Here is a 22,610-nt window from a genome sequence, read left to right as displayed (position 1 = left end):
GCCCTCTGTTAGCCGATATCCTCAGTGTACGGTAATCCAGAACCTGCTGATAGCGTCATGTATTGTATTATTCAGCAATACGTAATTTTCCGGCGAAGTCCTGCTGTGTATAGCCCGTTGTTCTGAATCGTTTGTCTGTGATGATGTTATCGATCTCTTTTAATGTGGCGATACACATCACTCCGTCCTGGCCAAATTTTGTATGGTCGGCAAGAATTACCGACTTTTTACTCATAGCAATCATTGATTTGGCAACATAGGCTTCATCGAAGCTTTTCACCAGGACACCATGTTGAGGTGAAATACCACCCGCGCCGATGAAGCAGATATCTGCGTGAATAGTGTTTATTTGCTGACAAACGGAGACGCCGAGATTGGCACGAAAATGGTAGTCATATTCACCACCTAATACATAAACGCGCGCTTTAAGATTATGTTCTTTTATTTTATCGGCAATTAAGGCTGAGTTAGTAATAACGGAGTAGGCCAGAGGAGGTAATTGTTCGGCCAGAATAAGATTTGTTGTACAGGAGTCAATGAATAGAGTGTCGTGCTCGCTGACCATCCCGGCGGCAAGTTTACCAATTGCCATTTTTTCTTCGCGGTGTATATCAATCCGCGCGCCAAATTCATCTTCCTGAACAACCTGCTTTTTGACGGCTCCGCCGTGAATCTTGGTAATTTGCCCTTCAGACTCCAGTATGGAGAGATCGCGGCGAATGGTCTCTGATGTGACTTTTAGCGTTTCCGATAATTTGATAACCGTCACTTCACCGAATTTATTTAATTCATCGAGGATATGTTTTCTTCTTTTAATCGGGTTCATTATTTTCCGCCAACGTCGTGCTTTGGCGCATGGTAACTGGATGTGCAGAGCAACGCAACCACTCCAGCGCACAGACAATACCCTCATCATCATTAGAGGCCGTCACATAGCTGGATTGTCGTTTTACTACCTCAGGCGCATTCCCCATTGCAATACCAATGCCGGCGGCGGAAAACATACTGATATCGTTTTGCTGGTCGCCAATCGCCGCAACTTTATCGGCTGTTATATTTAGCTGGTGCATTAACATGCTAATAGCATAACCTTTATTTATTTCGCTACGTTGGATATCAATGTAATTCTCCCCAGTGATAGTCGCTGTATAACCATAAGGCAATTTATTATTCACGTCTGCACACAACGCATTTATTTTTAACTGCTCAGTAACGAGTGTGATTTTATAAATATCTTGTCGGTTTAAAATATTACCGGGTGCTGCAGGAATAAGTGGTAATTCAAATAAACGGGCTTCATAAGTTGTCCATGGCGCTACCTGTAGGTCGCAACGATGATAAATAGCATCGGCGCTAAAAAAGTGATGAGGGCAGAGGGAAAGTGCAATATGTCGGTCAATATCCCGAAGATTCATACAAGAGAGCGCCGCAGTATGAATATTGCGCTGCTGCGCCATCTCGAGGATCTGACCTCCGTTAAAGCCTGCGCACCAGCCAAACAGCGCATTAACCTGCTGCTGCTGTAGCAGGCGCATCATAGAGGAGACCGGTCTGGCGGAACAGGCGGCCAACAGGCCACCGCGCTGGTGGAATTCTACGAGTGCCTGACGCGTGCGTGGACCGATTGTCTTTTGCGAAGTCAGTAGTGTTCCATCCAGATCGGTGACCAGTAACATGCTTCTTTTCCCTTAATATCAATGCGCAATAAACGGTGTGACAGCCTCTTTGGCGGCGTTGCAGACCATATTGTCGATTGCCGTACCGACGACCAGAATATTGACCCCGGTATCCTTAAACGCTTTGGCATTGGCGAGGTTAATTCCGCCTTCCGCCAGCGTCGGCACGCTTACCGCGCCGACCAGTGCCCACAGGCGATCTTTAATGGCTTGCGGAATATCACCTGCGGCTACGCCTTCGTAGCTCATACCGGTCATTAAACCAATCATGTCGACGCCAATTTCCTGCATCCGTTTTGCTACGCTGGCGACCTCTTCTGGAGTGCGCGCAGGAATACCGAAGGTATGCAGGTCATCCGGGTGACCAATATAAGCATCAACGGTCAGGCCATACTGATGGGCGAGATTAACGATGTCCTGTAGATCGTCCCAGTCGGATTTATGAGTGTGTAAGCCATCGGCACCAGCACGAGCAATCTCCAGTATCTCTGTTTCCGTGAGCGGGACCGGTAACGTTTCGGTAAAGCCACCTGCGATACCGACGGTAATGAAGATATCGTCAGGAACCACATTACGTACGCCATGTACTGCTTCGGCCATCTGGCTGTTGGTGATTTCGTGGCGGATTTGTTCTGCCGCGTGCATGTTACTCACCCCCTTATGCCCACGCGCCAGCGCCAGTGCGGGATGGTTCGGTTCGAGCAGCTTAACGCCCGCCTCACATACTGCTTTTGCCAGACGCGCATCGTCGCCGGTTATCCCTGTGCTGAGGATGGTCTGCCCGCCGTGCAGCGTGATGGCATCTTTCACTTTCTGTAACGCTTTAGCGCGTTTTTTATTCATATCGCCTTTAAACATGGTGTACCTCTGGTGTTGGTGCATTAATTAATGGGCTGACGCGGTAGATTCTTTCTGTGCGACAGCCTTAAAACGGTTGGCAAGAATGGTGGAAATACAGGTCAGGCCCATGACGGTAACCATCACAATCGCCATTTGCAGCGCATTGCTGGATAAGAACGGAGAGGCAAATGCGGGGACATAAGCCACGCCTTTGACGTTAAAGAAACCCAGCATCATGCCGCCCAGACCGGCCCAAACGATCGCTGAACCAAAGACAATTTTGTTGGCAAACATGAACGGATAGGCCGATTCAACGAAGGTCCCAAAGCCGAGGTTGATAAGCAGGCCGGGCGTCGCGACGGCTGCTTCGCTTTTTTCTCGTGGTGCGATGACGTTAGCCAGGTTGATTCCTGCAGCAACCATCACCAGGCCTACCATATCGACAGCGCCGAGGAAGCTGACTCCGGATTTTTCCATTTCCAGGAGCACCAGCGGCAGAATGACTGCGTGATAGACTCCCCCCAGAATAGCTGGCCAGATAACCAACCCAGCCAGCAGGCCAGCAAGAATAGGGCTGAAGGCCAGCGTGCTTTCGATAGCCAGTTTGATGTAATTACCTGCTGACAGCGCCAGCGGACTCAGCAGATAGTGCATGATTAACCCAGCGGCCAGGCCTGAGATCCCACCCGCTACAATGTTGACGGTGGTCATCGGAAAGCGCCAATTCAGGCATAATTCGAACAGCCAACGAACGAAAATCCCGGCCATCAAACCACCGATGATCCCTCCAATCAGACCGCCTTCGACGGAAAGTACTCCGGCGACCACCCCGGCAACAATTGAGACTTCATCCAGTTCCGAAATCTGTTTTGCTGCGAGAACCGCAACTAAAACCGGTAGGCCCTTCAGTAGAATTTCAAAGATATCGTTGAGTTTTTCCAGGCCCGGAATGTGACTGAGTGCGAGCACGATTGCCATGGCAATAAAGCCCGGCAGCGCAGGGATCATTATGCTGCGAATATTGAAGCGCTTAAGCAGACTTTTTCCAGAACCGCCCTGTGAAGGAGAGGCACTGCCCAACTGTGGTTTGTATTTAACGCCCCAGTGCTTACACAGTGATGCGATGAAGGAGACTGCGCGGGTTCGGCTGGTGGTACCCGTCGTGCCCGAGGTTGCGACGACATTTGCCCCTTTTGCCGCCACTAGCGCCATTGAGGTTCCGCCGGTGCCAACAATCGGTGTTTTCATTTCAACAGCTGCGGCAAAGACCGCCTGGTTGGCCTTCACCGGATCGGCGCTCATCACGATGATCCCGTCGATCTCACCGTTACGGATCATTTCAGCAATCCTGCAATCGCTCTCAACTACCGAGTCGTTCACATCTGAAAGTTTGCCCTGAAATATCCTTTGTGGTTTTTGTTGGTTTTCTGTGGTTAGTGCAAATACCGACGCTGGCGTGTGAGCTTTGGCAACGTCCATTGAGGCTTCTGCCGCAATGAACTGCACAGCGGCAACTTCCACTCCTGCGGCTTCGCACTGCTGGTAAATTTCCTGGAGTAGCTTTTCTGGTTCAGCACCACCCAGGTTGTAGAGGTTGCCTCCACTGCTTCCAATAATCGCAATTTTTTTCATAGCGGCCTCGAAGATAGGGTAAGGGTTTATCTGTGTTGTAGTGAAATCATATTCCCAATTAAAACAAACTAAATCAACATTAGAAAAATGATTAAATTTGAATTAAAAACAGGTTTGTTTGTATATTTTATTGAAAAATAACAATTAAATAATTATTTTGTTTTATGTTGATGTTTGTTGTTTTGTGATGGGGTTCAAATGCGGGTAGGGAGAAATGGAGGATGCCTCCTCCATTTATGAAGATTAGTGTTGTTTTACTGAGTGTGGTTTCTCTTCAATCGACTTACCGGACCAGTAGCCTGCCAACAGCGAACCGGAAAGGTTGTGCCAGACGGAGAATAACGCGCCAGGCAGGGCGGCAAGCGGGCCAAAGTAGATCTTGCCCAGCGCAGCGGCAAGTCCTGAATTCTGCATGCCCACTTCAATTGCCAACGTACGGCAGGTTGACTCGTCGAAACCAAACAATTTTCCGCCCCAGTAGCCGCTGAGCAGGCCAATAGTGTTATGTAGGATTACGGCGATAATCACCACAAAGCCGACGGATGCAATGTGCGAGGCAGAACCCGCCACGACGGCGCTGATGATTGCCAGAATGCACACCATTGAAAATGCGGGCAGATACGGTTCCACGACTTTTACGACGCGTGGGAACAGGTGGTGAATGACCAACCCCAACGCAATTGGAATGACCACGATCTGCAGGATACTCAGCAGCATACCCATCACATCCACCTGGATATGCGCGTCGACATACAGCCGTGTCAGCAGCGGTGTGGCGACAACGCCGACCAACGTTGAAACCGATGAAATAGTCACAGAGAGCGCCACATCGCCTTTTGCCAGATAGATCATTACGTTTGATGCTGTTCCGCTGGCGACGCTACCGACCAGCACCATCCCTGCGGACAATTCCGGCGGCATATTAAATGCCAGCGCTAAAATCCATGCGGCGAGCGGCATCACCAGATAGTGCAGGAAAATACCCGCCGCGACTGGTGCAGGACGTGAGAGTACGCGTTTAAAGTCGTCTACCTTCAGGTGAACGCCCATACCGAACATGATCAGCATCAGTAACGACGGCACGAATGGCCCGACAGGCGTAAAGGTGGTGGGCGTGTAATACGCAACAACAGAGAGCAGCAGTGCCCATAACGGGAACAGCCGCGTGAGAGTAGCGAGCATGTTATATTCCTTGCGATTGAAATGTGTTGTTATAAAAAAGCCGGGTTCGAGCCCGGCTATCGTTATTGTTTATTGCGTGATGAAATTTTATTCAAACAAATTATGGTGCAGCTTCTGTACCACCTGTTCGGCTTCAGTACCGGGCACCAGGAAGCACAGGTTATGACTGGACGCGCCGTAGCAAATCATGCGGATGTTGAATGGCTCCAGTACGCCGAACACCTCTTTACCCACTCCACAGGCTTTGGACAGGTCGTTGCCAATCAGTGCCACCAGCGCCAGGCCTTCTTCCACTTCAACCCGACACAGGGCAGACAGTTCCATCAGCAGAGACTGTGTTAACAGTGTATCGCCGGTGGAGGTCGAACCGGTGGTATCCAGCGTCAGCGCCACGCTGACTTCGGATGTGGTAATTAAATCGACCGAAATGTTATGGCGTGCGAGGATGCCGAACACTTCCGCCAAAAAGCCGCGAGAGTGCAGCATATTCAGGCTATGCAGCGTTAGCAGCGTTTGCTTACGGCGCAGTGCCAGCGCCCGGAACAGCGGTGGATTCGCGGTTTTATTGCATACCAGCGTACCGCCTGCTTTTGGATCCTTACTCGAGCCAACAAACACCGGGATATCGCTACGTACGGCTGGCAACAACGTTGCCGGGTGCAGCACCTTCGCGCCAAAGGTCGCCATTTCTGCGGCCTCTTCAAAGGCGATTTCATCAATACGCTGCGCCGCCGGAACAACGCGCGGATCGGTCGTGTAAATGCCAGGAACATCGGTCCAGATATCGACGCGCGTGGCGTGCAGCGCTTCGGCCAGCAGGGCAGCCGTATAATCGCTCCCGCCGCGCCCCAACGTGGTGGTGCGGCCTTTACCTTCACTGCCGATAAAGCCCTGAGTAATCACCAGACCTTCGCTCAGACGCGGGGCCAGCTGGAGCGTTGCCAGTTCGGCCAGCGCCGCGACGTCAGGTTCTGCGCGGCCAAAACGATCGTTGGTGCGCATCACTTTACGTACGTCAAACCACTGCGCCTGCACGTTGCGCTCACGCAGGATCTCGACGAACAGCAAGGTAGACATCAGTTCGCCGTGGCTGACCAGTTCGTCGGTCAGCGCAGTTGAGGTCGCCAGTGACGCCGCTTCAGCCAGCGTGGTGATGTTTTCCAGCAGACGGTCGATCTCTTCACGGATCACGTTTGGATAACGCAGGCGTTCCAGAATATTGAACTGAATTTGACGAATGGCATCGAGTTTTTCGAAGCGCGCGGTTGGCTCCAGCCCTTCAGCCAGTGCGACCAGCAGGTTGGTGATTCCCGCAGAAGCGGAAAGTACCACTACACGGACGTTAGCATCAGAAAGTACTACATCAGCGCTGCGATTCATGGCATCAAAATCCGCCACGCTGGTACCGCCAAATTTGGAGACAACTACATCAGTCATAACTACCTCGTGTCAGGGAATGAATAGAGCGACCATGGCACATAAGGCAGAACAGAAACCGGTGCAGGCGCAAATGCAAATACCGTATTTATAAATAAAATGTGTAGCTTGCACTGTCAACGCTGGGATTATGCGGATTTTTCATGCTGCAACTGCGTTGAGTAACGGTACTAATAACAACGCTGATAACCGCTATACTTTTTAGCCACGTTTGGCGGATGCCCTGGCAATGGCATTAAAACAATCACACTTTTCTGTGACTGGCGTTACAATCGATCTCAGTCACAATTCTCAAAATCAGAAGAGTATTGCTAATGAAAAACATCAATCCAACGCAGACCTCAGCCTGGCAGGCACTACAAAAACACTTTGAAGAAATGAAAGACGTTACTATCGCGGATCTTTTCGCGAAAGATAGCGATCGTTTCACTAAGTTTTCCGCGACGTTTGACGATTTGATGCTGGTGGATTTCTCCAAAAACCGCATCACTGAAGAGACGCTGGCTAAACTGCAGGATCTGGCGAAAGAAACCGATTTGGCGGGTGCCATCAAGTCCATGTTCTCCGGTGAGAAAATCAACCGCACTGAAGACCGTGCCGTGCTGCACGTGGCGCTACGCAACCGTAGCAATACGCCTATCATCGTTGACGGCAAAGATGTCATGCCGGAAGTGAATGCTGTGCTGGAGAAGATGAAATCCTTCTCTGAAGCGATCATCTCCGGAAGCTGGAAAGGCTATACCGGTAAAGCCATCACTGATGTAGTAAACATCGGTATCGGCGGTTCTGACCTCGGCCCGTTCATGGTGACCGAAGCGCTGCGTCCGTACAAAAATCACCTGAACATGCACTTTGTGTCTAACGTCGATGGTACGCACATTGCCGAAGTGCTGAAGAAAGTGAACCCGGAAACCACGCTGTTCCTGGTCGCTTCCAAAACCTTCACCACCCAGGAAACCATGACCAACGCCCACAGCGCGCGCGACTGGTTCCTGGCGACCGCAGGCGACAACAAGCACGTTGCCAAACACTTCGCAGCGCTCTCCACTAACGGTAAAGCGGTTGGCGAGTTTGGTATTGATACTGCCAATATGTTCGAGTTCTGGGACTGGGTTGGCGGTCGTTACTCCCTGTGGTCTGCAATCGGTCTGTCCATCATCCTGTCCGTAGGCTTCGACAACTTTGTTGAGCTGCTCTCCGGCGCGCATGCGATGGACAAACACTTCTCCACCACTCCGGCTGAGAAAAACCTTCCGGTGCTGCTGGCGCTGATCGGTATCTGGTACAACAACTTCTTCGGTGCCGAAACCGAAGCGATTCTGCCGTATGACCAGTATATGCACCGTTTCGCGGCTTACTTCCAGCAGGGCAACATGGAATCCAACGGTAAATACGTTGACCGTAACGGCAATGCGGTGGATTACCAGACTGGCCCAATCATCTGGGGTGAGCCGGGTACTAACGGCCAGCATGCGTTCTACCAGCTGATCCACCAGGGCACCAAAATGGTTCCATGCGATTTCATCGCGCCGGCCATCACCCACAACCCGCTGTCGGATCACCATCCGAAACTGCTGTCTAACTTCTTCGCGCAAACCGAAGCGCTGGCATTCGGTAAATCTCGTGAAGTGGTTGAGCAGGAATACCGCGACCAGGGTAAAGATCCGGCAACGTTGGACCACGTTGTGCCGTTCAAAGTGTTCGAAGGTAACCGCCCAACGAACTCCATTCTGCTGCGCGAAATCACGCCGTTCAGCCTGGGTGCGCTGATTGCACTGTACGAACACAAAATCTTCACTCAGGGCGCTATCCTGAACATCTTCACCTTTGACCAGTGGGGCGTTGAGCTGGGCAAACAGCTGGCGAACCGCATTCTGCCAGAGCTGAAAGATGGTTCCGAAGTGAGCAGCCACGACAGTTCTACCAACGGTTTGATTAACCGTTATAAGTCCTGGCGTGCCTGATAGCACACACTTGTAGGCCGGATAAGGCGTTTAGCCGCATCCGGCATTAATGAAATAAAAAGCCGATATTAATATCGGCTTTTTTATAAGAATGCTCCAGGATATCTACGTTCTAACTTCATACCTTAATTGAGCTTAATCCTAAAATAATTTTATTAATGTTATTCAATTTCTGATGTTTTCGGATTTACCGGATGTTGCATTTTAATTTTTATATTTTAATTTATTGATTTAATTGTTTTTGTTGTATTTTTTAATCATTTTTCCTTTCGTTATCTAATTTTCCTAAATTCCCGCGTGGCGTAATTTGCACACTTTGGCTTGTGTATACTCGATCTCGCCCGAAATTCTTTTGGGTAAATCTCCATTCATACAATGAAGGGAATTTGTGATGAAAAAAGTTCTGTATGGCCTGTGGGCTATATCTGCGCTTGCGGCGACTTCTGTCTATGCCGCCCCCGTTCAGGTGGGTGAGGCTGCAGGGTCGGCTGCCGCGTCGGTTTCGGCAGGAAGTTCCTCCGCAACCAGCGTGAGCACCGTAAGTTCTGCAGTGGGGGTCGCCCTGGCGGCGACCGGTGGCGGCGATGGTTCTAATACCGGAACCACAACCACTACAACCACCAGTACCCAGTAATAAAGGTACGTTTAATTCTAACCACACTTCGGTGTGGTTATTTTGAATTGCCAAAAGTATGTGGGATTTGTAGGCCGGATAAGCGTCGCGCCACCCGGCAATAATGCGGAGAAACGTCGTGAAGCGACCAGCGCTCATAATGGTTTGCCTGTTACTGCAGGCGTGCTCAGCCACCACCGAAGGGTTGGGGCATTCGCTGTGGGATAGCGTGTTTGGTACTCCCGGCGTACAGATGACGGACGATGAAATCCAAAATATGCCCTACGCCAGCCAGTATATGCAGCTAAACGGCGGTCCCCAACTGTTTGTGGTACTCGCGTTTGCGGAAAACGGACAGCAGAAATGGGTGACTCAGGATCGGGCTATTCTCGTCACGCAGCATGGGCGCATTGTGAAAACGCATCTCGGCGGGGACAACCTAATTGAGGTGAATAATCTGGCTGCAGACCCACTCATCAAACCCAATCAGATAGTCGATGGCGCAACGTGGACCCGCACAATGGGCTGGACTGAACATCAGCAGGTACGCTATGCCACCGCGCGATCGGTTTTCAAATGGGATGGCGCAGACACCATCAAGGTCGGCAGCGATGACACCCCGGTACGGATCCTCGATGAAGAGATAACTACCGAACAAACACGCTGGCATAACCGCTACTGGATCGACGGTGAAGGGCAGATTCGCCAGTCGGAACAGTATCTTGGCGCGCATTACTTCCCGGTGAAAACCACGCTGATTAAGGCGGCAAAATCATGATCAAACGAGCCGTTATGGCGCTGCTGTTGGGCCTGAGCGCAGCGTCTGTTTTTGCTGCGGGCAATGTCAAAGTAATGATTGCAGGCAGCGCTGAACCCAAAATATTGACCGGCGCGGAGCATCTGCTCGACCTGGTTGGACAGCCGCGGTTGAGTAATAGCTGGTGGCCAGGCGCGGTTATCAGCGAAGAGCGGGCAACGATGGAGGCGGGACGTCAGCAGCAGGCATTACTGGCTCGCCTGGCGACACTGGGCGCTGAAGAAAGCGGTGACGATGCCGAGGCTATCAACACCTTACGCCAGCAAATTCAGGCGCTGAAGGTGACCGGCAGACAGAAAATTAACCTTGACCCGGATGTTGTGCGCGTCAGCGAGCGAGGTAACCCGCCGTTGCAGGGCAATTACACGCTGTGGGTCGGAGCGCAGCCAACGCATATCACGCTGTTTGGCCTGCTAAGCCATCCGGGTAAACAACCGTTTCTGCCCGGGCGTGATGTTGCCAGTTATCTCGATGGGCAAAGTCGGCTCAGCGGCGCGGATCGTAGCTTCGCCTGGGTTATCTATCCTGACGGGCGCACGCAAAAAGTACCGGTCGCTTACTGGAACAAACGTCACGTTGAGCCGATGCCCGGCAGCATCATTTATGTCGGACTCTCTGATGCTGTCTGGAGCAGCACCCCGGATGAAATTAATGCCGACATTCTTCGCACCCTGACCCAGCGGATACCCGAATAATGAGAAAAACTTACCTGCTCAGCTTACTGGCGCTGGGCGTAAGCGTTGCCTGCCACGGTGAAACCTGGCCCGCGCCCATTGGACCTTCGCAGTCCGATTTTGGCGGCGTGGGGCTGCTGCAAACCCCAACCGCACGCATGGCACGTGAGGGCGAAATGAGCCTCAATTACCGCGATAACGATCAGTACCGCTACTACTCTGCGTCGGTGCAGCTCTTCCCGTGGCTGGAAACCACGCTGCGTTATACCGATGTGCGTACCAAAAAATACAGTAGCGTGGAGTCGTTTTCTGGCGATCAGACTTACAAGGATAAAGCTTTTGATCTCAAACTACGGCTATGGGAAGAGAGCTACTGGATGCCGCAGGTGGCGGTTGGCGCGCGAGATATTGGCGGAACTGGCTTGTTCGATGCGGAGTATATTGTGGCGAATAAAGCCTGGGGGCCGTTTGATTTCTCGCTTGGCCTGGGCTGGGGATATCTCGGGACCAGCGGTAACGTCAGCAATCCGTTTTGCTCATACAGTGATAAATTCTGCTATCGCGATAACAGCTACAAGCAGGCCGGTTCTATTGACGGCAGCCAGATGTTCCACGGCCCGGCATCACTGTTTGGCGGCGTCGAGTATCAGACACCCTGGCAGCCGTTACGTCTGAAACTGGAGTATGAGGGAAACAATTACCAGCAGGATTTTGCGGGCAAGCTGGATCAGAAGAGCAAGTTTAACGTCGGCGCTATTTATCGCGTCACCGATTGGGCCGACGTTAACCTCAGCTATGAGCGCGGGAACACCTTTATGTTTGGGGTCACGCTGCGGACTAACTTCAACGATCTGCGGCCAAACTATAACGACAACGCCCGCCCGAAATATCAGCCACAGCCGCAGGATGCCATCCTGCAACACTCGGTGGTGGCGAATCAGCTAACGCTGCTGAAATATAACGCCGGACTGGCCGATCCTAAAATTCAGGTGCAGGGCGATACGCTGTATGTGACCGGTGAACAGGTGAAATACCGTGATTCGCGCGAAGGGATCGAACGTGCCAACCGGATCGTGATGAACGATCTTCCCGATGGGATCCGCACGATCCGTATTACGGAAAATCGTCTTAACTTGCCGCAGGTGACGACCGAAACGGAGGTTTCCAGCCTCAAGCGTCATCTGGAAGGCGAACCGTTGGGCCATGAAACCCAGCTGGCGCAAAAACGCGTTGAGCCCGTGGTGCCGAAAACGACCGAGCAGGGCTGGTATATCGATAAGTCACGCTTCGATTTCCACATCGATCCGGTGCTTAACCAGTCGGTGGGCGGCCCGGAAAACTTCTATATGTATCAGTTGGGCGTGATGGGAACGGCGGATTGGTGGGTTACCGATCACCTGCTGGCCACCGGGAGTTTGTTCGCCAACCTCGCCAATAACTATGACAAATTTAACTACACCAACCCGCCGCAGGATTCGCATTTGCCACGAGTGCGTACCCATGTGCGCGAGTATGTGCAAAACGATGTCTACGTGAATAACCTACAGGCCAACTACTTCCAGTCACTCGGAAACGGGTTCTACGGACAGGTTTACGCTGGCTATCTGGAAACCATGTACGGCGGAGCGGGGGCAGAAGTGCTGTATCGTCCGCTGGACAGCAACTGGGCGTTTGGTGTTGATGCCAACTACGTGAAACAGCGTGACTGGCGTAGCGCGCAGGACATGATGAAATTCACCGACTACAGCGTGAAGACCGGGCATTTGACCGCGTACTGGAATCCGTCATTCGCTCAGGATGTACTGGTGAAAGCCAGCGTGGGTCAGTATCTGGCGGGAGATAAGGGCGGAACGCTGGAAGTGGCGAAGCGCTTTGACAGCGGCGTTGTGGTAGGCGGCTATGCGACCATCACCGACGCCTCGCCGGATGAGTACGGAGAGGGTGATTTTACCAAAGGGGTGTACGTATCCGTGCCGCTGGATCTGTTCTCGTCAGGTCCGACCCGCAGCCGTGCGGCGATTGGCTGGACGCCGTTAACGCGTGATGGCGGCCAGCAGCTTGGACGTAAGTTTGGTCTGTACGACATGACCAGCGACAGAAGTGAGAACTTCCGGTAATCGAGCCGTTTGCCAGCCGGATGGCGCTACGCTTATCCGGCCTACAAACTGCCTGTACTGCAGGCCGGATTAGGCATTTGCGCCGTCAGCAGGCAAGTTACAGGCGACGCAATAATTTTGCCGGGTTTCCTGCATACACGCCTTTCTCGGTGATCGATTTGGTCACCACGCTCCCCGCACCGATGACCGCGCCATCGCAGATGGTGACCGCCAGAATGGTCGCTCCACTGCCGATTGAGACATCGTTGCCAATCGAAATTCTTCCCCAACTGTTGCGGTCGGCGTTGGGTTTTCCTTCACGAAACATATCGTTGGCGAACATCACGCCATGACCGATAAAACAGCGGGCGCCCAGGGTGACATATTCGCAGATGAAGCTGTGCGACTGAATTTTGCTGCCTGCGCCAATTTGCGTATTACCCTGGATTTCAACAAATGGCCCGACAAAAACGTTGTCACCCAATGTGCAATTGTAGAGATTTGCGGGTTCATAAATTATCACGTTCTCACCGCAGGTAACGTTGCGGACAGCGGATTGTCTTAGCTGCATACTTCATCCTGTGAAATGTGTCGTGACATTCATCATTCCCCGCTGACCTTTCTTGCACAAAACATAAACAAAAAATGTAGATCTCTGTCACATTTTTGCGTTATACATGAACCTCGCCACTGAGTAAGAGGTGCTGTTATGACGTCGCTATCTCGTCCGCGAGTGGAGTTTATCTCCACCATCTTACAGACCGTGTTGAATCTGGGACTGCTGAGTCTGGGCCTGATCCTGGTTGTATTCCTCGGGAAAGAAACGCTGCATCTGGCGGATGTGCTGTTCGCGCCGGAACAAACCAGCAAGTATGAGCTGGTGGAAGGGCTGGTGGTTTACTTCCTCTATTTTGAATTTATCGCGCTGATTGTGAAGTACTTTCAGTCGGGGTTTCACTTTCCGTTGCGCTATTTTGTTTATATCGGGATCACCGCGATTGTGCGGTTGATCATTGTCGATCATAAAGCACCGATGGATGTGCTGATCTATTCCGCGGCGATCCTGCTGCTGGTGATCACCCTGTGGCTGTGTAATTCAAAACGGCTGAAGCGAGAGTAAAAGACAACACGCCGCAATCGGGCTGCGGCGTGTTGCAGGTCAGGATTACTGCGCAGAGGCAGGCTGGGTTTTCTCTGCGGCGGGTTCCCACAGTTCTTCAAGTTCTTCCAGCGTTTTGCCTTTGGTTTCCGGTACAAACTTCCACATAAACAGCGCCGCCAGAATACCCATACAACCGTAAATCCAGTAGGAGAAACCGTTGTGAAAATGGGAAACCAGCCACGAATTTTTGTCCATCATCGGGAAGGTCCAGGAGACGAAATAGTTCGCCAGCCATTGTGCGGCCACCGCAATGGCGAGCGCTTTGCCGCGAATCGCATTGGGGAAGATTTCTGCCAGCAGCACCCAGCAAACCGGTCCCCAGGACATGGCGAATGCGGCGACGTAAAACAGCATCGACAGCAGAGCAACCAGCCCGGAAGCCTGGGTATAAAACGCGGTACCGAGGCTGAACATACCAATGGCCATGCCCAGAGCGCCAATAATCTGCAGCGGTTTGCGACCAAATTTATCCACCGTCATGATCGCCAGCACGGTAAAGCTCAGGTTGATCACGCCAACAATGATGGTCTGTAACAGCGCTACATCGGTGCTGGCTCCCAGCGTTTTAAACACCTCTGGGGCGTAGTAGAGCACGACGTTAATACCGACGAATTGCTGGAAGATAGACAGCATTACGCCGATGACGATAACGCCTGCGCCAAACATCAGCAGGCGACCACCGGTTTTACGACCATGGTCCAGAGACTGATTGATCTCCTGCATGGCCTGGGTGGCGAGGGTGCTGCCCATAATTTTGCGCAGAATACCTTCCGCCTGCTCGTGTCTGCCACGCGCCATCAGCCAGCGCGGGCTTTCTGGTACGGTGTACAGCAGCAGTAAAAACAGCAGGGCGGGAATACTTTCGGACGCAAACATATAGCGCCAGCCATCGGTATTCAACCAGTTAGCGTCGCCAGAACGGGCGATAAAATAGTTAACGCAATACACCAACAATTGACCAAAAATAATGGCGAATTGGTTAAATGACACCAGTTTTCCACGAATATGTGCGGGTGCCAGTTCAGCAATATACATTGGTGAGAGCATTGAGGCTAAACCTACGCCAATACCACCAATGATACGATAAATAACAAATTCTGGAACGTATCCGGCCAAATAAACAGGTACGGAATTATCAGGATTAATCGTCGTAAAGCCTAATTCCGGCCAGGCAGAACCAATACCGGAAATAAAGAACAGCAGAGCCGCGATTTTCAGCGAGTCCCGGCGGCCAAACCGGTTACTGCAATAGCCGCCCAGTGCACCGCCGATGATGCAGCCTATCAACGCACTGGCGACGCAAAAGCCCAACAGCGAGTTGGCGGCGGATTCACTTAAATGTTGTGGTGCGACAAATACGGTATTCAGGGATTCTACCGTTCCGGATATGACCGCAGTGTCGTAGCCGAATAATAGCCCTCCTAACGTTGCCACTAATGTAATCGAAAAAATATAACTGGAATTATATTGAGAGTTCATTCAGACCTGCCTTAGAGGATACAGCTCTTTTGATCAGTGCCGTGATGTTGAATTTAACAGGCAGGGAAGACAATTATCATTTTTTACATTGCAATTACGTTTTGTCTTTTCTGTGATCTTAATTCTGTTTAATTTATCTATATTCAGACAGGGAATAGAATTGCAGTGATGGAGAGCACGAAAGGAAATAATCGTAACAGTGATGCAAAATAACATAAAAAAAGGGCGCTCCGTAGAGCGCCGAATAACAGTCACAGGTTGGGATAACATAAGTTGAGGGTTGCAGTGGCATTGCCCGTTGCCGGGCAGGTACTTCGGTAAAACTTAACCTTTCACACCACCCGCGGTCAGACCGTTGACTAGCCAGCGCTGTGCCAGCAAGAACACCAGAGTGATCGGAATGGCTGAAAGTACAGCCGCGGCGGCAAAGTCGCCCCACAAATAGTTCTGTGGGTTGAGGTACTGCTGCATACCTACCGCAAGGGTATAGCTGTTCACATCACGCAGCAGCAGTGACGCGACCGGTACTTCGGTAATAGCGGCAATGAAAGACAGAATAAACACGACCGCCAGAATCGGAACGGAAAGCGGCAACAGCACCAGGCGGAATGCCTGCCACGGCGTAGCGCCATCCAGCGCGGCCGCTTCTTCCAGTGAGCCGTCGATAGTTTCGAAATAGCCCTTAATCGTCCATACATGCAGCGCAATACCGCCGAGGTAGGCGAAGATCACGCCGCCGTGCGTGTTCAGGCCGATAAACGGAATGTACTGGCCCAAGCGATCAAACAAAGCATACAATGCGACCAGAGACAGCACAGCCGGGAACATCTGGAAAATCAGCATCCCTTTCAGCAGGGTTGCTTTGCCCGGGAAACGCATACGGGCAAAGGCGTAAGCACAGGTAGTGGAAAGCGTCACGATACCGATCGCGGTAATGCTGGCCACTTTCACCGAGTTCCACAGCCATAACAGTACCGGGAACGGCGGTGGCGTCACACGGCCATCCGCGTGTTCAACGCTAAAGCCCAGCGCCAGTTTCCAGTGTTCCCAGGAGATGTTTTCCGGGATCAGGCTGCCGGTGGCAAAGTTACCTTCGCGCAGCGAGATAGCGATAACCATCAGCAGCGGGAACATGATCGCCGCGATAAAAATCAGCAGCCCTAAGTGCGTTGCGAATAAACGTAACTTTTGTGATTTCGGTTGGACCATAGCCATTGTCGTTATCTCCCTTAATCAAACTTCATACGTGTGGCTTTCAGGTTCACAATCGCCAGCGCACCAACCAGCAGGAAGATCAGCGTGGCAATCGCCGCCGCCAGACCGAAGTCCTGACCACCGCCGCCTTCAAAGGCGATACGGTAGGTGTAGCTTACGAGCAGGTCGGTATAACCGGCTGGTGTGGTGGTACCAAGACGGTCCGGACCACCGTTGGTCAACAACTGAATCAGCACGAAGTTGTTAAAGTTAAAGGCGAAGCTGGCGATCATCAGCGGCGTCAGCGGTTTAATCAACAGCGGTAGCGTTATCTTAAAGAAGTTCTGGAACGGACCTGCGCCATCCATCGCCGAGGCTTCATACAGGTCGTCAGGAATCGCTTTCAGCAGACCCATGCACAGGATCATCATGTATGGATAACCGAGCCAGGTGTTGACGATAATAATCATCGAACGCGCGGTGGTTGGGTCGCTGAACCAGGCCGGTTTGATGCCAAACAGCGCGCTCAGCATCATGTTGATTTCACCAAAGCTCTGGTTAAATAAGCCCTTGAAAATCAGAATCGAGATAAACGACGGTACGGCATACGGAAGAATCAGCAGGACGCGGTAAATCGCTTTGCCTTTGAGAGACTCCCACTGTACGAGACAGGCCAGCACCATGCCCACGGCAACGGTCAAAATAACGGTCAGTACCGAGAAGACCACCGTCCAGACGAAGATGGCGAAGAATGGTTTCTGGATGCCTTCGTCGGTAAACACGCGGGTGAAGTTATCCCAGCCGATGGCAACGGTGTAGCCCGGGCTGAGTTTTTCGCTACCCCAGCTACCGTCAGCGTTAATCGCCTGATAATAACCAATATCGTTGTTGGCGCGGTATTTTACGCCGCTCTGGCTGTTGGTGAGTGTGCCGTCTTCAGTGAGCGTATAAAGTGGCTGCGTGCCGGAAAACTGGCGCAGCGAACTCATGATAACTTTGCTTTCATCCGGCAGGATGGCGGTCAATTGGGTAAGCGCCTGGCGATTCTGCGTGATGATACGCAGCGTTGCACGTTCGCCTGCCGGCAGCGCCTCGGCTTCTTTCAGTTGCAGTTTCTGCTCGCCGCCAAATTTAAAGGCGTCAGAAAGGTAATTCTTGCCGGTTTCACCGTCGGTGAGGGCCAGTTGCCACTCATCACCCGCCGGATACAGGCCAAAATTGTAGGTTTTACCCGCCTGATAAGAACGATCCATCAGGACTTCCTGAGCACGTTCAAATGTCAGCTGGTTGGTACTGCTGTAGTTGGTAAAAGCAATGGCGATCGTACAAACCAGCGGAAACAGGACAAACAGCCCCATACCGGCAACGCCCGGGTAAACATAGCGCCAGGCATAGGCTTTACGGTTAGCGAAAATATACAGGCCAGCAGAGCTTAAAATCAGCGTCATGATGGCAAACAGGTACTCCCCCTGAGCGTACATCAAAACAACAAGGTAACCGACCAGCAGCCCAAGCAGACCCATCACTGACCATTTCAGCGTGTCGCTTTGCCACCAGTGTTTCTTTTTAATGACATCCATGGGGTTCAATCCTCAACAACAATGAAAACCTGTTGGTCAGCGTGCCTGATGACGCTGCGCTTATCAGGCCTACAGGGTATGTAGGCCGGATAAGGCATTTATGCCGCCATCCGGCACGTTCACAACTGCATTACTTGGTGATACGACCCTGCGCGTCTTTCAGTGCGGCATCGACGGTCTGACGGCCGCTGGCTGCGTTGATCACTGCGGTACGAACGGCATACCAGAATGCGGACATCTGTGGGATGTTCGGCATGATTTCGCCTTTCTGGGCGTTATCCATGGTGGCGGCGATACGTGGGTCTTTCGCTAACTGATCCTGGAAGGATTTCAGCGCAACGGCGCCCAGCGGTTTGTCCTTGTTCACTTCATCCAGACCCTGATCGGTCAGCAGGTAGTTTTCGAGGAACTCTTTCGCCAGTTCTTTGTTCGGGCTTGCGGCGTTGATACCAGCGCTCAGAACGCCAACAAACGGTTTAGACGCTTTGCCTTTGAAGGTTGGCAGCAGCGTGACGCCGTAGTTGATTTTGCTCTTATCGATGTTGGACCACGCCCACGGACCGTTGATGGTCATCGCGGTATCGCCTTTGTTAAAGGCCGCTTCGGCGATGGAGTAATCAGTATCCGCGTTCATGTGTTTGTTCTTGATCAGATCAACCAGGAAGGTCAGACCCGCTTTCGCGCCAGCGTTATCCACGCCAACATCTTTCACATCGTACTTACCGTTCTCAAACTTGAACGCGTAACCGCCGTCGGCGGCAATCAGCGGCCAGGTGAAGTACGGTTCTTGCAGGTTGAACATCAGCGCGGATTTACCTTTCGCCTTCAGCTCTTTATCCAGTGCAGGAATTTCTTCCCAGGTTTTCGGTGGATTTGGAACGAGGTCTTTGTTGTAAATCAGCGACAGCGCTTCAACCGCGATCGGGTAGGCAATCAGTTTGCCGTTATAGCGTACGGCATCCCAGGTGAACGGATAGAGCTTGTCCTGGAACGCTTTGTCAGGCGTGATTTCAGCCAGCAGGCCAGACTGAGCGTAGCCGCCAAAACGGTCATGTGCCCAGAAGATGATGTCCGGGCCGTCGCCGGTCGCGGCAACCTGCGGGAATTTCTCTTCCAGTTTGTCAGGGTGCTCAATAGTGACTTTGATCCCGGTGTCTTTCTCGAATTTTTTGCCCACTTCAGCGAGGCCGTTATAGCCTTTGTCGCCGTTAATCCAGATAACCAGCTTACCTTCTTCAATCTTGGCGAGAGCCGAGGCGGAAAACATCATCGTCGTTAATGCAGACAATGCGAGGATGCGTGCGCCAGTTTTGATTTTCATAGTTCCCATCCTGTTTGGTGATTTTGCAGAGGTGGCTTAACGGTTACTAGTTTCTTTATACGACAACCTCTTTCCATCCTCCTTACCCCTACGCCCCACCCGCTCTTTATGTGATCTGTGTTACATAAATGTGAGTATTGCGTACTGGCGCACATAAAAACCCACCGATTTTTGCAGGCTGCATCACGAAATTCCTCTGAGGCTGGTGGCCCGGGTCTCAGACGCTGCTCTCTCATCCTCCCGCCTCCTCCCCCATAAAAAAGCCGGGGGGTGGAGGATTCACGCAGTCAAGGGATCGCGCATAGTCAGCCCATCATGAATGTTGCTGTCGATGACAGGTTGTAACGAAGGGAGAAGGGCATGGCGAGCGTACAGCTACGAAATGTAACGAAAGCCTGGGGTGACGTGGTGGTATCGAAAGATATCAATCTCGACATTCACGAAGGGGAATTCGTGGTGTTTGTCGGACCGTCAGGCTGCGGTAAGTCGACCTTGCTGCGTATGATCGCCGGACTTGAAACCATCACCAGTGGTGACCTGTTTATCGGGGAGACCCGGATGAACGACATTCCGCCCGCCGAACGCGGTGTGGGCATGGTCTTTCAGTCCTACGCGTTGTATCCCCATTTGTCTGTCGCGGAGAACATGTCGTTCGGCCTCAAACTGGCCGGGGCGAAAAAAGAGGTGATGAACCAGCGCGTGAATCAGGTTGCGGAAGTTCTGCAACTGGCGCACCTGCTGGAGCGTAAACCGAAAGCGCTTTCCGGCGGACAACGTCAGCGTGTGGCGATTGGCCGTACGCTGGTCGCCGAACCGCGCGTATTCCTGCTGGACGAACCACTGTCGAACCTCGACGCTGCTCTGCGCGTGCAGATGCGTATTGAAATATCCCGCCTGCATAAACGTCTCGGCCGCACGATGATTTACGTCACCCACGATCAGGTCGAAGCGATGACGCTGGCCGACAAAATTGTGGTGCTGGATGCCGGTCGCGTCGCGCAGGTTGGTAAGCCTCTGGAACTGTATCACTACCCGGCTGACCGCTTTGTCGCGGGCTTTATCGGTTCGCCAAAAATGAACTTCCTGCCGGTGAAAGTTACCGCAACGGCGATTGATCAGGTGCAGGTTGAATTACCAAACCGCCAGCAAGTCTGGCTCCCGGTAGACAGCCATGCGGTACAGGTTGGCGCCAACATGTCTTTAGGTATCCGCCCGGAACATCTGCTGCCCAGCGATATCGCCGATGTCACCCTCGAAGGTGAAGTGCAGGTGGTCGAGCAGCTTGGTCACGAAACACAAATTCATATCCAGATCCCCGCCATCCGTCAAAACCTGGTTTACCGCCAGAACGACGTGGTGTTGGTAGAAGAGGGTGCCACATTCGCTATCGGCCTGCCGCCAGAGCGTTGCCATCTGTTCCGTGAGGATGGCACTGCATGTCGTCGGTTGCACCAAGAGCCGGGCGTTTAAGGTGTCCCATTAAAAAAAACGCAAATCCGTCAAGGTGAAGCGTTCAAAGAAAAGCAATGATCTCAGGAGATAGAACGATGATTACTCTGCGCAAACTCCCTCTGGCGGTTGCTGTAGCAGCAGGCATTATGTCTGTTCAGGCAATGGCTGTGGATTTCCATGGTTATGCTCGTTCCGGCATTGGCTGGACAGGTAGCGGCGGTGAACAACAATGTTTCCAGGCAACAGGTGCACAAAGTAAATACCGTCTTGGTAACGAATGTGAAACCTATGCGGAAATTAAATTAGGTCAGGAAGTGTGGAAAGAGGGCGATAAGAGCTTCTACTTCGACACTAACGTTGCCTACTCCGTTGCACAGCAAAATGACTGGGAAGGGACTGACCCGGCCTTCCGTGAAGCCAACGTGCAGGGTAAAAACCTGATTGAATGGCTGCCAGGCTCCACTATCTGGGCCGGTAAGCGCTTCTATCAGCGTCATGACGTCCACATGATCGACTTCTACTACTGGGATATTTCAGGTCCTGGTGCTGGTATTGAAAACATCGATCTGGGCTTCGGTAAACTATCTCTGGCAGCAACCCGTTCTCAGGAAGCGGGCGGTTCATACGCGTTCAGCAGCCAGAATATCTATGACCGTACCAAAGACACTGCGAACGATGTATTTGACGTTCGTTTAGCGCAGATGGCTACTAACCCGGATGGTATGTTGGAGCTGGGCGTCGACTACGGTCGTGCTAACACCACCGACGACTACAGCCTGGCAGACGGCGCATCTAAAGACGGTTGGATGTTCACCGCTGAACATACCCAGAGCATGCTGAAGGGCTACAACAAGTTTGTGGTTCAGTACGCGACAGATTCCATGACCACTCAGGGTAAAGGCCTGTCTCAAGGTTCCTACGGCTCATCTAGCATTACTATTGATGGCGTGAACTATGCCAACAATGTTGTGAATAACAACGGTAGCCTGTTCCGCGTGCTTGACCACGGTGCAATTTCCCTTGGCGACAAATGGGACCTGATGTACGTCGGTATGTACCAGAACCTCGATATGGATAACGACCTGGGGACCGAATGGTACACCGTCGGTATTCGCCCGATGTATAAATGGACGCCAATCATGAGCACCCTGCTGGAAGTCGGCTACGACAACGTCAAATCTCAGCAGACCAGCGATCGCAACAGCCAGTACAAAATCACCCTGGCTCAACAATGGCAGGCTGGCGACAGCATCTGGTCTCGTCCGGCAATCCGTGTCTTCGCAACCTATGCAAAATGGGATGAAGAGTGGGGCTACGTTAAAAATGGTAACAACGTATCTAAATACGCAGCTGCAACAAACTCTGGTATCAGCACCACCAGCCGTGGCGACAGCGATGAGTGGTCCTTCGGTGCTCAGATGGAAATCTGGTGGTAATTCAGCACTAACCTGACGTAAAGACCGAAAGAGGGGCGCAAGCCCCTCTTGATTA

General features: G+C 52.1%; 19 protein-coding genes. 8 read left to right on the top strand and 11 right to left on the bottom strand.

The window, feature by feature from the left end:
- Positions 1–67: 67 nt before the first annotated feature.
- The 6 genes from OGY09_RS22870 to lysC form a co-directional block, all read right to left on the bottom strand.
- The gene (locus OGY09_RS22870) at positions 68–826 is read right to left on the bottom strand and encodes a DeoR/GlpR family DNA-binding transcription regulator (protein WP_032942078.1); all 759 of its coding nucleotides are present in this window, start codon (positions 824–826) and stop codon (positions 68–70) included.
- Positions 813–1,676: a Cof-type HAD-IIB family hydrolase gene (locus OGY09_RS22865; RefSeq protein ID WP_032942080.1), complete on the bottom strand. Its 864-nt coding sequence runs from the start codon at positions 1,674–1,676 to the stop codon at positions 813–815. The genes OGY09_RS22870 and OGY09_RS22865 overlap by 14 nt, the downstream gene beginning before the upstream one ends.
- An 18-nt stretch (positions 1,677–1,694) precedes the next feature.
- On the bottom strand, positions 1,695–2,534 hold the full coding sequence (locus OGY09_RS22860) for a beta/alpha barrel domain-containing protein (RefSeq protein WP_032942081.1): 840 nt from the start codon (positions 2,532–2,534) through the stop codon (positions 1,695–1,697).
- A gap of 27 nt (positions 2,535–2,561) precedes the next feature.
- Positions 2,562–4,148, bottom strand: coding sequence for a PTS sugar transporter (locus OGY09_RS22855; RefSeq protein ID WP_032942082.1), 1,587 nt, complete (start codon positions 4,146–4,148; stop codon positions 2,562–2,564).
- Between the two features lie 243 nt (positions 4,149–4,391).
- Complete coding sequence (panS, locus tag OGY09_RS22850) at positions 4,392–5,330, bottom strand: ketopantoate/pantoate/pantothenate transporter PanS (protein WP_032942083.1); 939 nt, start codon at positions 5,328–5,330, stop codon at positions 4,392–4,394.
- An 87-nt stretch (positions 5,331–5,417) separates the two neighbouring features.
- Positions 5,418–6,767 (bottom strand): lysine-sensitive aspartokinase 3, encoded by a 1,350-nt coding sequence (lysC, locus tag OGY09_RS22845; RefSeq protein ID WP_032942084.1) that lies wholly within the window; start codon positions 6,765–6,767, stop codon positions 5,418–5,420.
- Positions 6,768–7,081: 314 nt separating this feature from the next.
- On the opposite strand from lysC, the gene pgi reads away from it, so the two are divergent.
- The 5 genes from pgi (at position 7,082) to OGY09_RS22820 (ending at position 12,952) form a co-directional block, all read left to right on the top strand.
- On the top strand, positions 7,082–8,731 hold the full coding sequence (gene pgi, locus OGY09_RS22840) for a glucose-6-phosphate isomerase (protein WP_003826559.1): 1,650 nt from the start codon (positions 7,082–7,084) through the stop codon (positions 8,729–8,731).
- A 391-nt stretch (positions 8,732–9,122) separates the two neighbouring features.
- Positions 9,123–9,365: an exopolysaccharide production protein YjbE gene (yjbE, locus tag OGY09_RS22835; RefSeq protein WP_003826562.1), complete on the top strand. Its 243-nt coding sequence runs from the start codon at positions 9,123–9,125 to the stop codon at positions 9,363–9,365.
- 118 nt (positions 9,366–9,483) lie between these two features.
- Positions 9,484–10,122: a YjbF family lipoprotein gene (locus tag OGY09_RS22830; protein WP_032942086.1), complete on the top strand. Its 639-nt coding sequence runs from the start codon at positions 9,484–9,486 to the stop codon at positions 10,120–10,122.
- Positions 10,119–10,856 carry a capsule biosynthesis GfcC family protein gene (locus OGY09_RS22825; protein ID WP_032942087.1) on the top strand — a complete coding sequence of 246 codons (738 nt, stop codon included), beginning with the start codon at positions 10,119–10,121 and terminating at the stop codon, positions 10,854–10,856. The genes OGY09_RS22830 and OGY09_RS22825 overlap by 4 nt, the downstream gene beginning before the upstream one ends.
- A complete protein-coding gene (locus OGY09_RS22820) occupies positions 10,856–12,952 on the top strand; it encodes a YjbH domain-containing protein (RefSeq protein ID WP_032942088.1) in 2,097 nt (698 codons plus the stop codon). The genes OGY09_RS22825 and OGY09_RS22820 overlap by 1 nt, the downstream gene beginning before the upstream one ends.
- Positions 12,953–13,049: 97 nt before the next feature.
- Here the strand turns inward: OGY09_RS22820 and OGY09_RS22815 are convergent, their stop codons facing one another.
- Positions 13,050–13,502: an acyltransferase gene (locus tag OGY09_RS22815; protein ID WP_032942089.1), complete on the bottom strand. Its 453-nt coding sequence runs from the start codon at positions 13,500–13,502 to the stop codon at positions 13,050–13,052.
- A 138-nt stretch (positions 13,503–13,640) separates the two neighbouring features.
- Between OGY09_RS22815 and psiE the strand changes: the two genes are divergently transcribed.
- Positions 13,641–14,051, top strand: a complete 411-nt coding sequence (gene psiE / locus OGY09_RS22810; RefSeq protein ID WP_003031674.1) for a phosphate-starvation-inducible protein PsiE — start codon at positions 13,641–13,643, stop codon at positions 14,049–14,051.
- Between the two features lie 45 nt (positions 14,052–14,096).
- Here the strand turns inward: psiE and xylE are convergent, their stop codons facing one another.
- The 4 genes from xylE to malE all read right to left on the bottom strand — a co-directional run bounded on the left by xylE (position 14,097) and on the right by malE (position 19,667).
- Positions 14,097–15,572, bottom strand: a complete 1,476-nt coding sequence (xylE, locus tag OGY09_RS22805) for a D-xylose transporter XylE (RefSeq protein ID WP_032942091.1) — start codon at positions 15,570–15,572, stop codon at positions 14,097–14,099.
- A gap of 324 nt (positions 15,573–15,896) precedes the next feature.
- Positions 15,897–16,787: a maltose ABC transporter permease MalG gene (malG, locus tag OGY09_RS22800; RefSeq protein WP_003826575.1), complete on the bottom strand. Its 891-nt coding sequence runs from the start codon at positions 16,785–16,787 to the stop codon at positions 15,897–15,899.
- A gap of 14 nt (positions 16,788–16,801) precedes the next feature.
- The gene (gene malF / locus OGY09_RS22795) at positions 16,802–18,346 is read right to left on the bottom strand and encodes a maltose ABC transporter permease MalF (RefSeq protein ID WP_032942093.1); all 1,545 of its coding nucleotides are present in this window, start codon (positions 18,344–18,346) and stop codon (positions 16,802–16,804) included.
- Positions 18,347–18,476: 130 nt separating this feature from the next.
- The gene (malE, locus tag OGY09_RS22790) at positions 18,477–19,667 is read right to left on the bottom strand and encodes a maltose/maltodextrin ABC transporter substrate-binding protein MalE (RefSeq protein ID WP_003031680.1); all 1,191 of its coding nucleotides are present in this window, start codon (positions 19,665–19,667) and stop codon (positions 18,477–18,479) included.
- 360 nt (positions 19,668–20,027) lie between these two features.
- Here malE and malK point away from each other — a divergent pair, with 360 nt between their 5' ends.
- Together malK and OGY09_RS22780 are read left to right on the top strand one after the other, a co-directional pair.
- A complete protein-coding gene (gene malK, locus OGY09_RS22785; protein WP_008786916.1) occupies positions 20,028–21,137 on the top strand; it encodes a maltose/maltodextrin ABC transporter ATP-binding protein MalK in 1,110 nt (369 codons plus the stop codon).
- Positions 21,138–21,214: 77 nt separating this feature from the next.
- Positions 21,215–22,555, top strand: coding sequence for a maltoporin (locus OGY09_RS22780; RefSeq protein WP_032942094.1), 1,341 nt, complete (start codon positions 21,215–21,217; stop codon positions 22,553–22,555).
- Positions 22,556–22,610: the final 55 nt, after the last annotated feature.

Origin of the sequence: Citrobacter sp. Cpo071, assembly GCF_030332765.1 — a bacterium.
Classification (GTDB): domain Bacteria; phylum Pseudomonadota; class Gammaproteobacteria; order Enterobacterales; family Enterobacteriaceae; genus Citrobacter; species Citrobacter portucalensis.
The sequence above is the reverse complement of the archived record's forward strand: the minus strand, read 5'-3'. Positions and strand labels throughout refer to the sequence as shown.

What these genes read in the sequence shown, in the direction of transcription:
- OGY09_RS22870 (WP_032942078.1), bottom strand. Translation starts at nt 826, where the DNA reads ATGAACCCGATTAAAAGAAGAAAACATATCCTCGATGAATTAAATAAA.
- OGY09_RS22865 (WP_032942080.1), bottom strand. Translation starts at nt 1,676, where the DNA reads ATGTTACTGGTCACCGATCTGGATGGAACACTACTGACTTCGCAAAAG.
- OGY09_RS22860 (WP_032942081.1), bottom strand. Translation starts at nt 2,534, where the DNA reads ATGTTTAAAGGCGATATGAATAAAAAACGCGCTAAAGCGTTACAGAAA.
- OGY09_RS22855 (WP_032942082.1), bottom strand. Translation starts at nt 4,148, where the DNA reads ATGAAAAAAATTGCGATTATTGGAAGCAGTGGAGGCAACCTCTACAAC.
- panS (WP_032942083.1), bottom strand. Translation starts at nt 5,330, where the DNA reads ATGCTCGCTACTCTCACGCGGCTGTTCCCGTTATGGGCACTGCTGCTC.
- lysC (WP_032942084.1), bottom strand. Translation starts at nt 6,767, where the DNA reads ATGACTGATGTAGTTGTCTCCAAATTTGGCGGTACCAGCGTGGCGGAT.
- pgi (WP_003826559.1), top strand. Translation starts at nt 7,082, where the DNA reads ATGAAAAACATCAATCCAACGCAGACCTCAGCCTGGCAGGCACTACAA.
- yjbE (WP_003826562.1), top strand. Translation starts at nt 9,123, where the DNA reads ATGAAAAAAGTTCTGTATGGCCTGTGGGCTATATCTGCGCTTGCGGCG.
- OGY09_RS22825 (WP_032942087.1), top strand. Translation starts at nt 10,119, where the DNA reads ATGATCAAACGAGCCGTTATGGCGCTGCTGTTGGGCCTGAGCGCAGCG.
- OGY09_RS22820 (WP_032942088.1), top strand. Translation starts at nt 10,856, where the DNA reads ATGAGAAAAACTTACCTGCTCAGCTTACTGGCGCTGGGCGTAAGCGTT.
- OGY09_RS22815 (WP_032942089.1), bottom strand. Translation starts at nt 13,502, where the DNA reads ATGCAGCTAAGACAATCCGCTGTCCGCAACGTTACCTGCGGTGAGAAC.
- psiE (WP_003031674.1), top strand. Translation starts at nt 13,641, where the DNA reads ATGACGTCGCTATCTCGTCCGCGAGTGGAGTTTATCTCCACCATCTTA.
- xylE (WP_032942091.1), bottom strand. Translation starts at nt 15,572, where the DNA reads ATGAACTCTCAATATAATTCCAGTTATATTTTTTCGATTACATTAGTG.
- malG (WP_003826575.1), bottom strand. Translation starts at nt 16,787, where the DNA reads ATGGCTATGGTCCAACCGAAATCACAAAAGTTACGTTTATTCGCAACG.
- malF (WP_032942093.1), bottom strand. Translation starts at nt 18,346, where the DNA reads ATGGATGTCATTAAAAAGAAACACTGGTGGCAAAGCGACACGCTGAAA.
- malE (WP_003031680.1), bottom strand. Translation starts at nt 19,667, where the DNA reads ATGAAAATCAAAACTGGCGCACGCATCCTCGCATTGTCTGCATTAACG.
- malK (WP_008786916.1), top strand. Translation starts at nt 20,028, where the DNA reads ATGGCGAGCGTACAGCTACGAAATGTAACGAAAGCCTGGGGTGACGTG.
- OGY09_RS22780 (WP_032942094.1), top strand. Translation starts at nt 21,215, where the DNA reads ATGATTACTCTGCGCAAACTCCCTCTGGCGGTTGCTGTAGCAGCAGGC.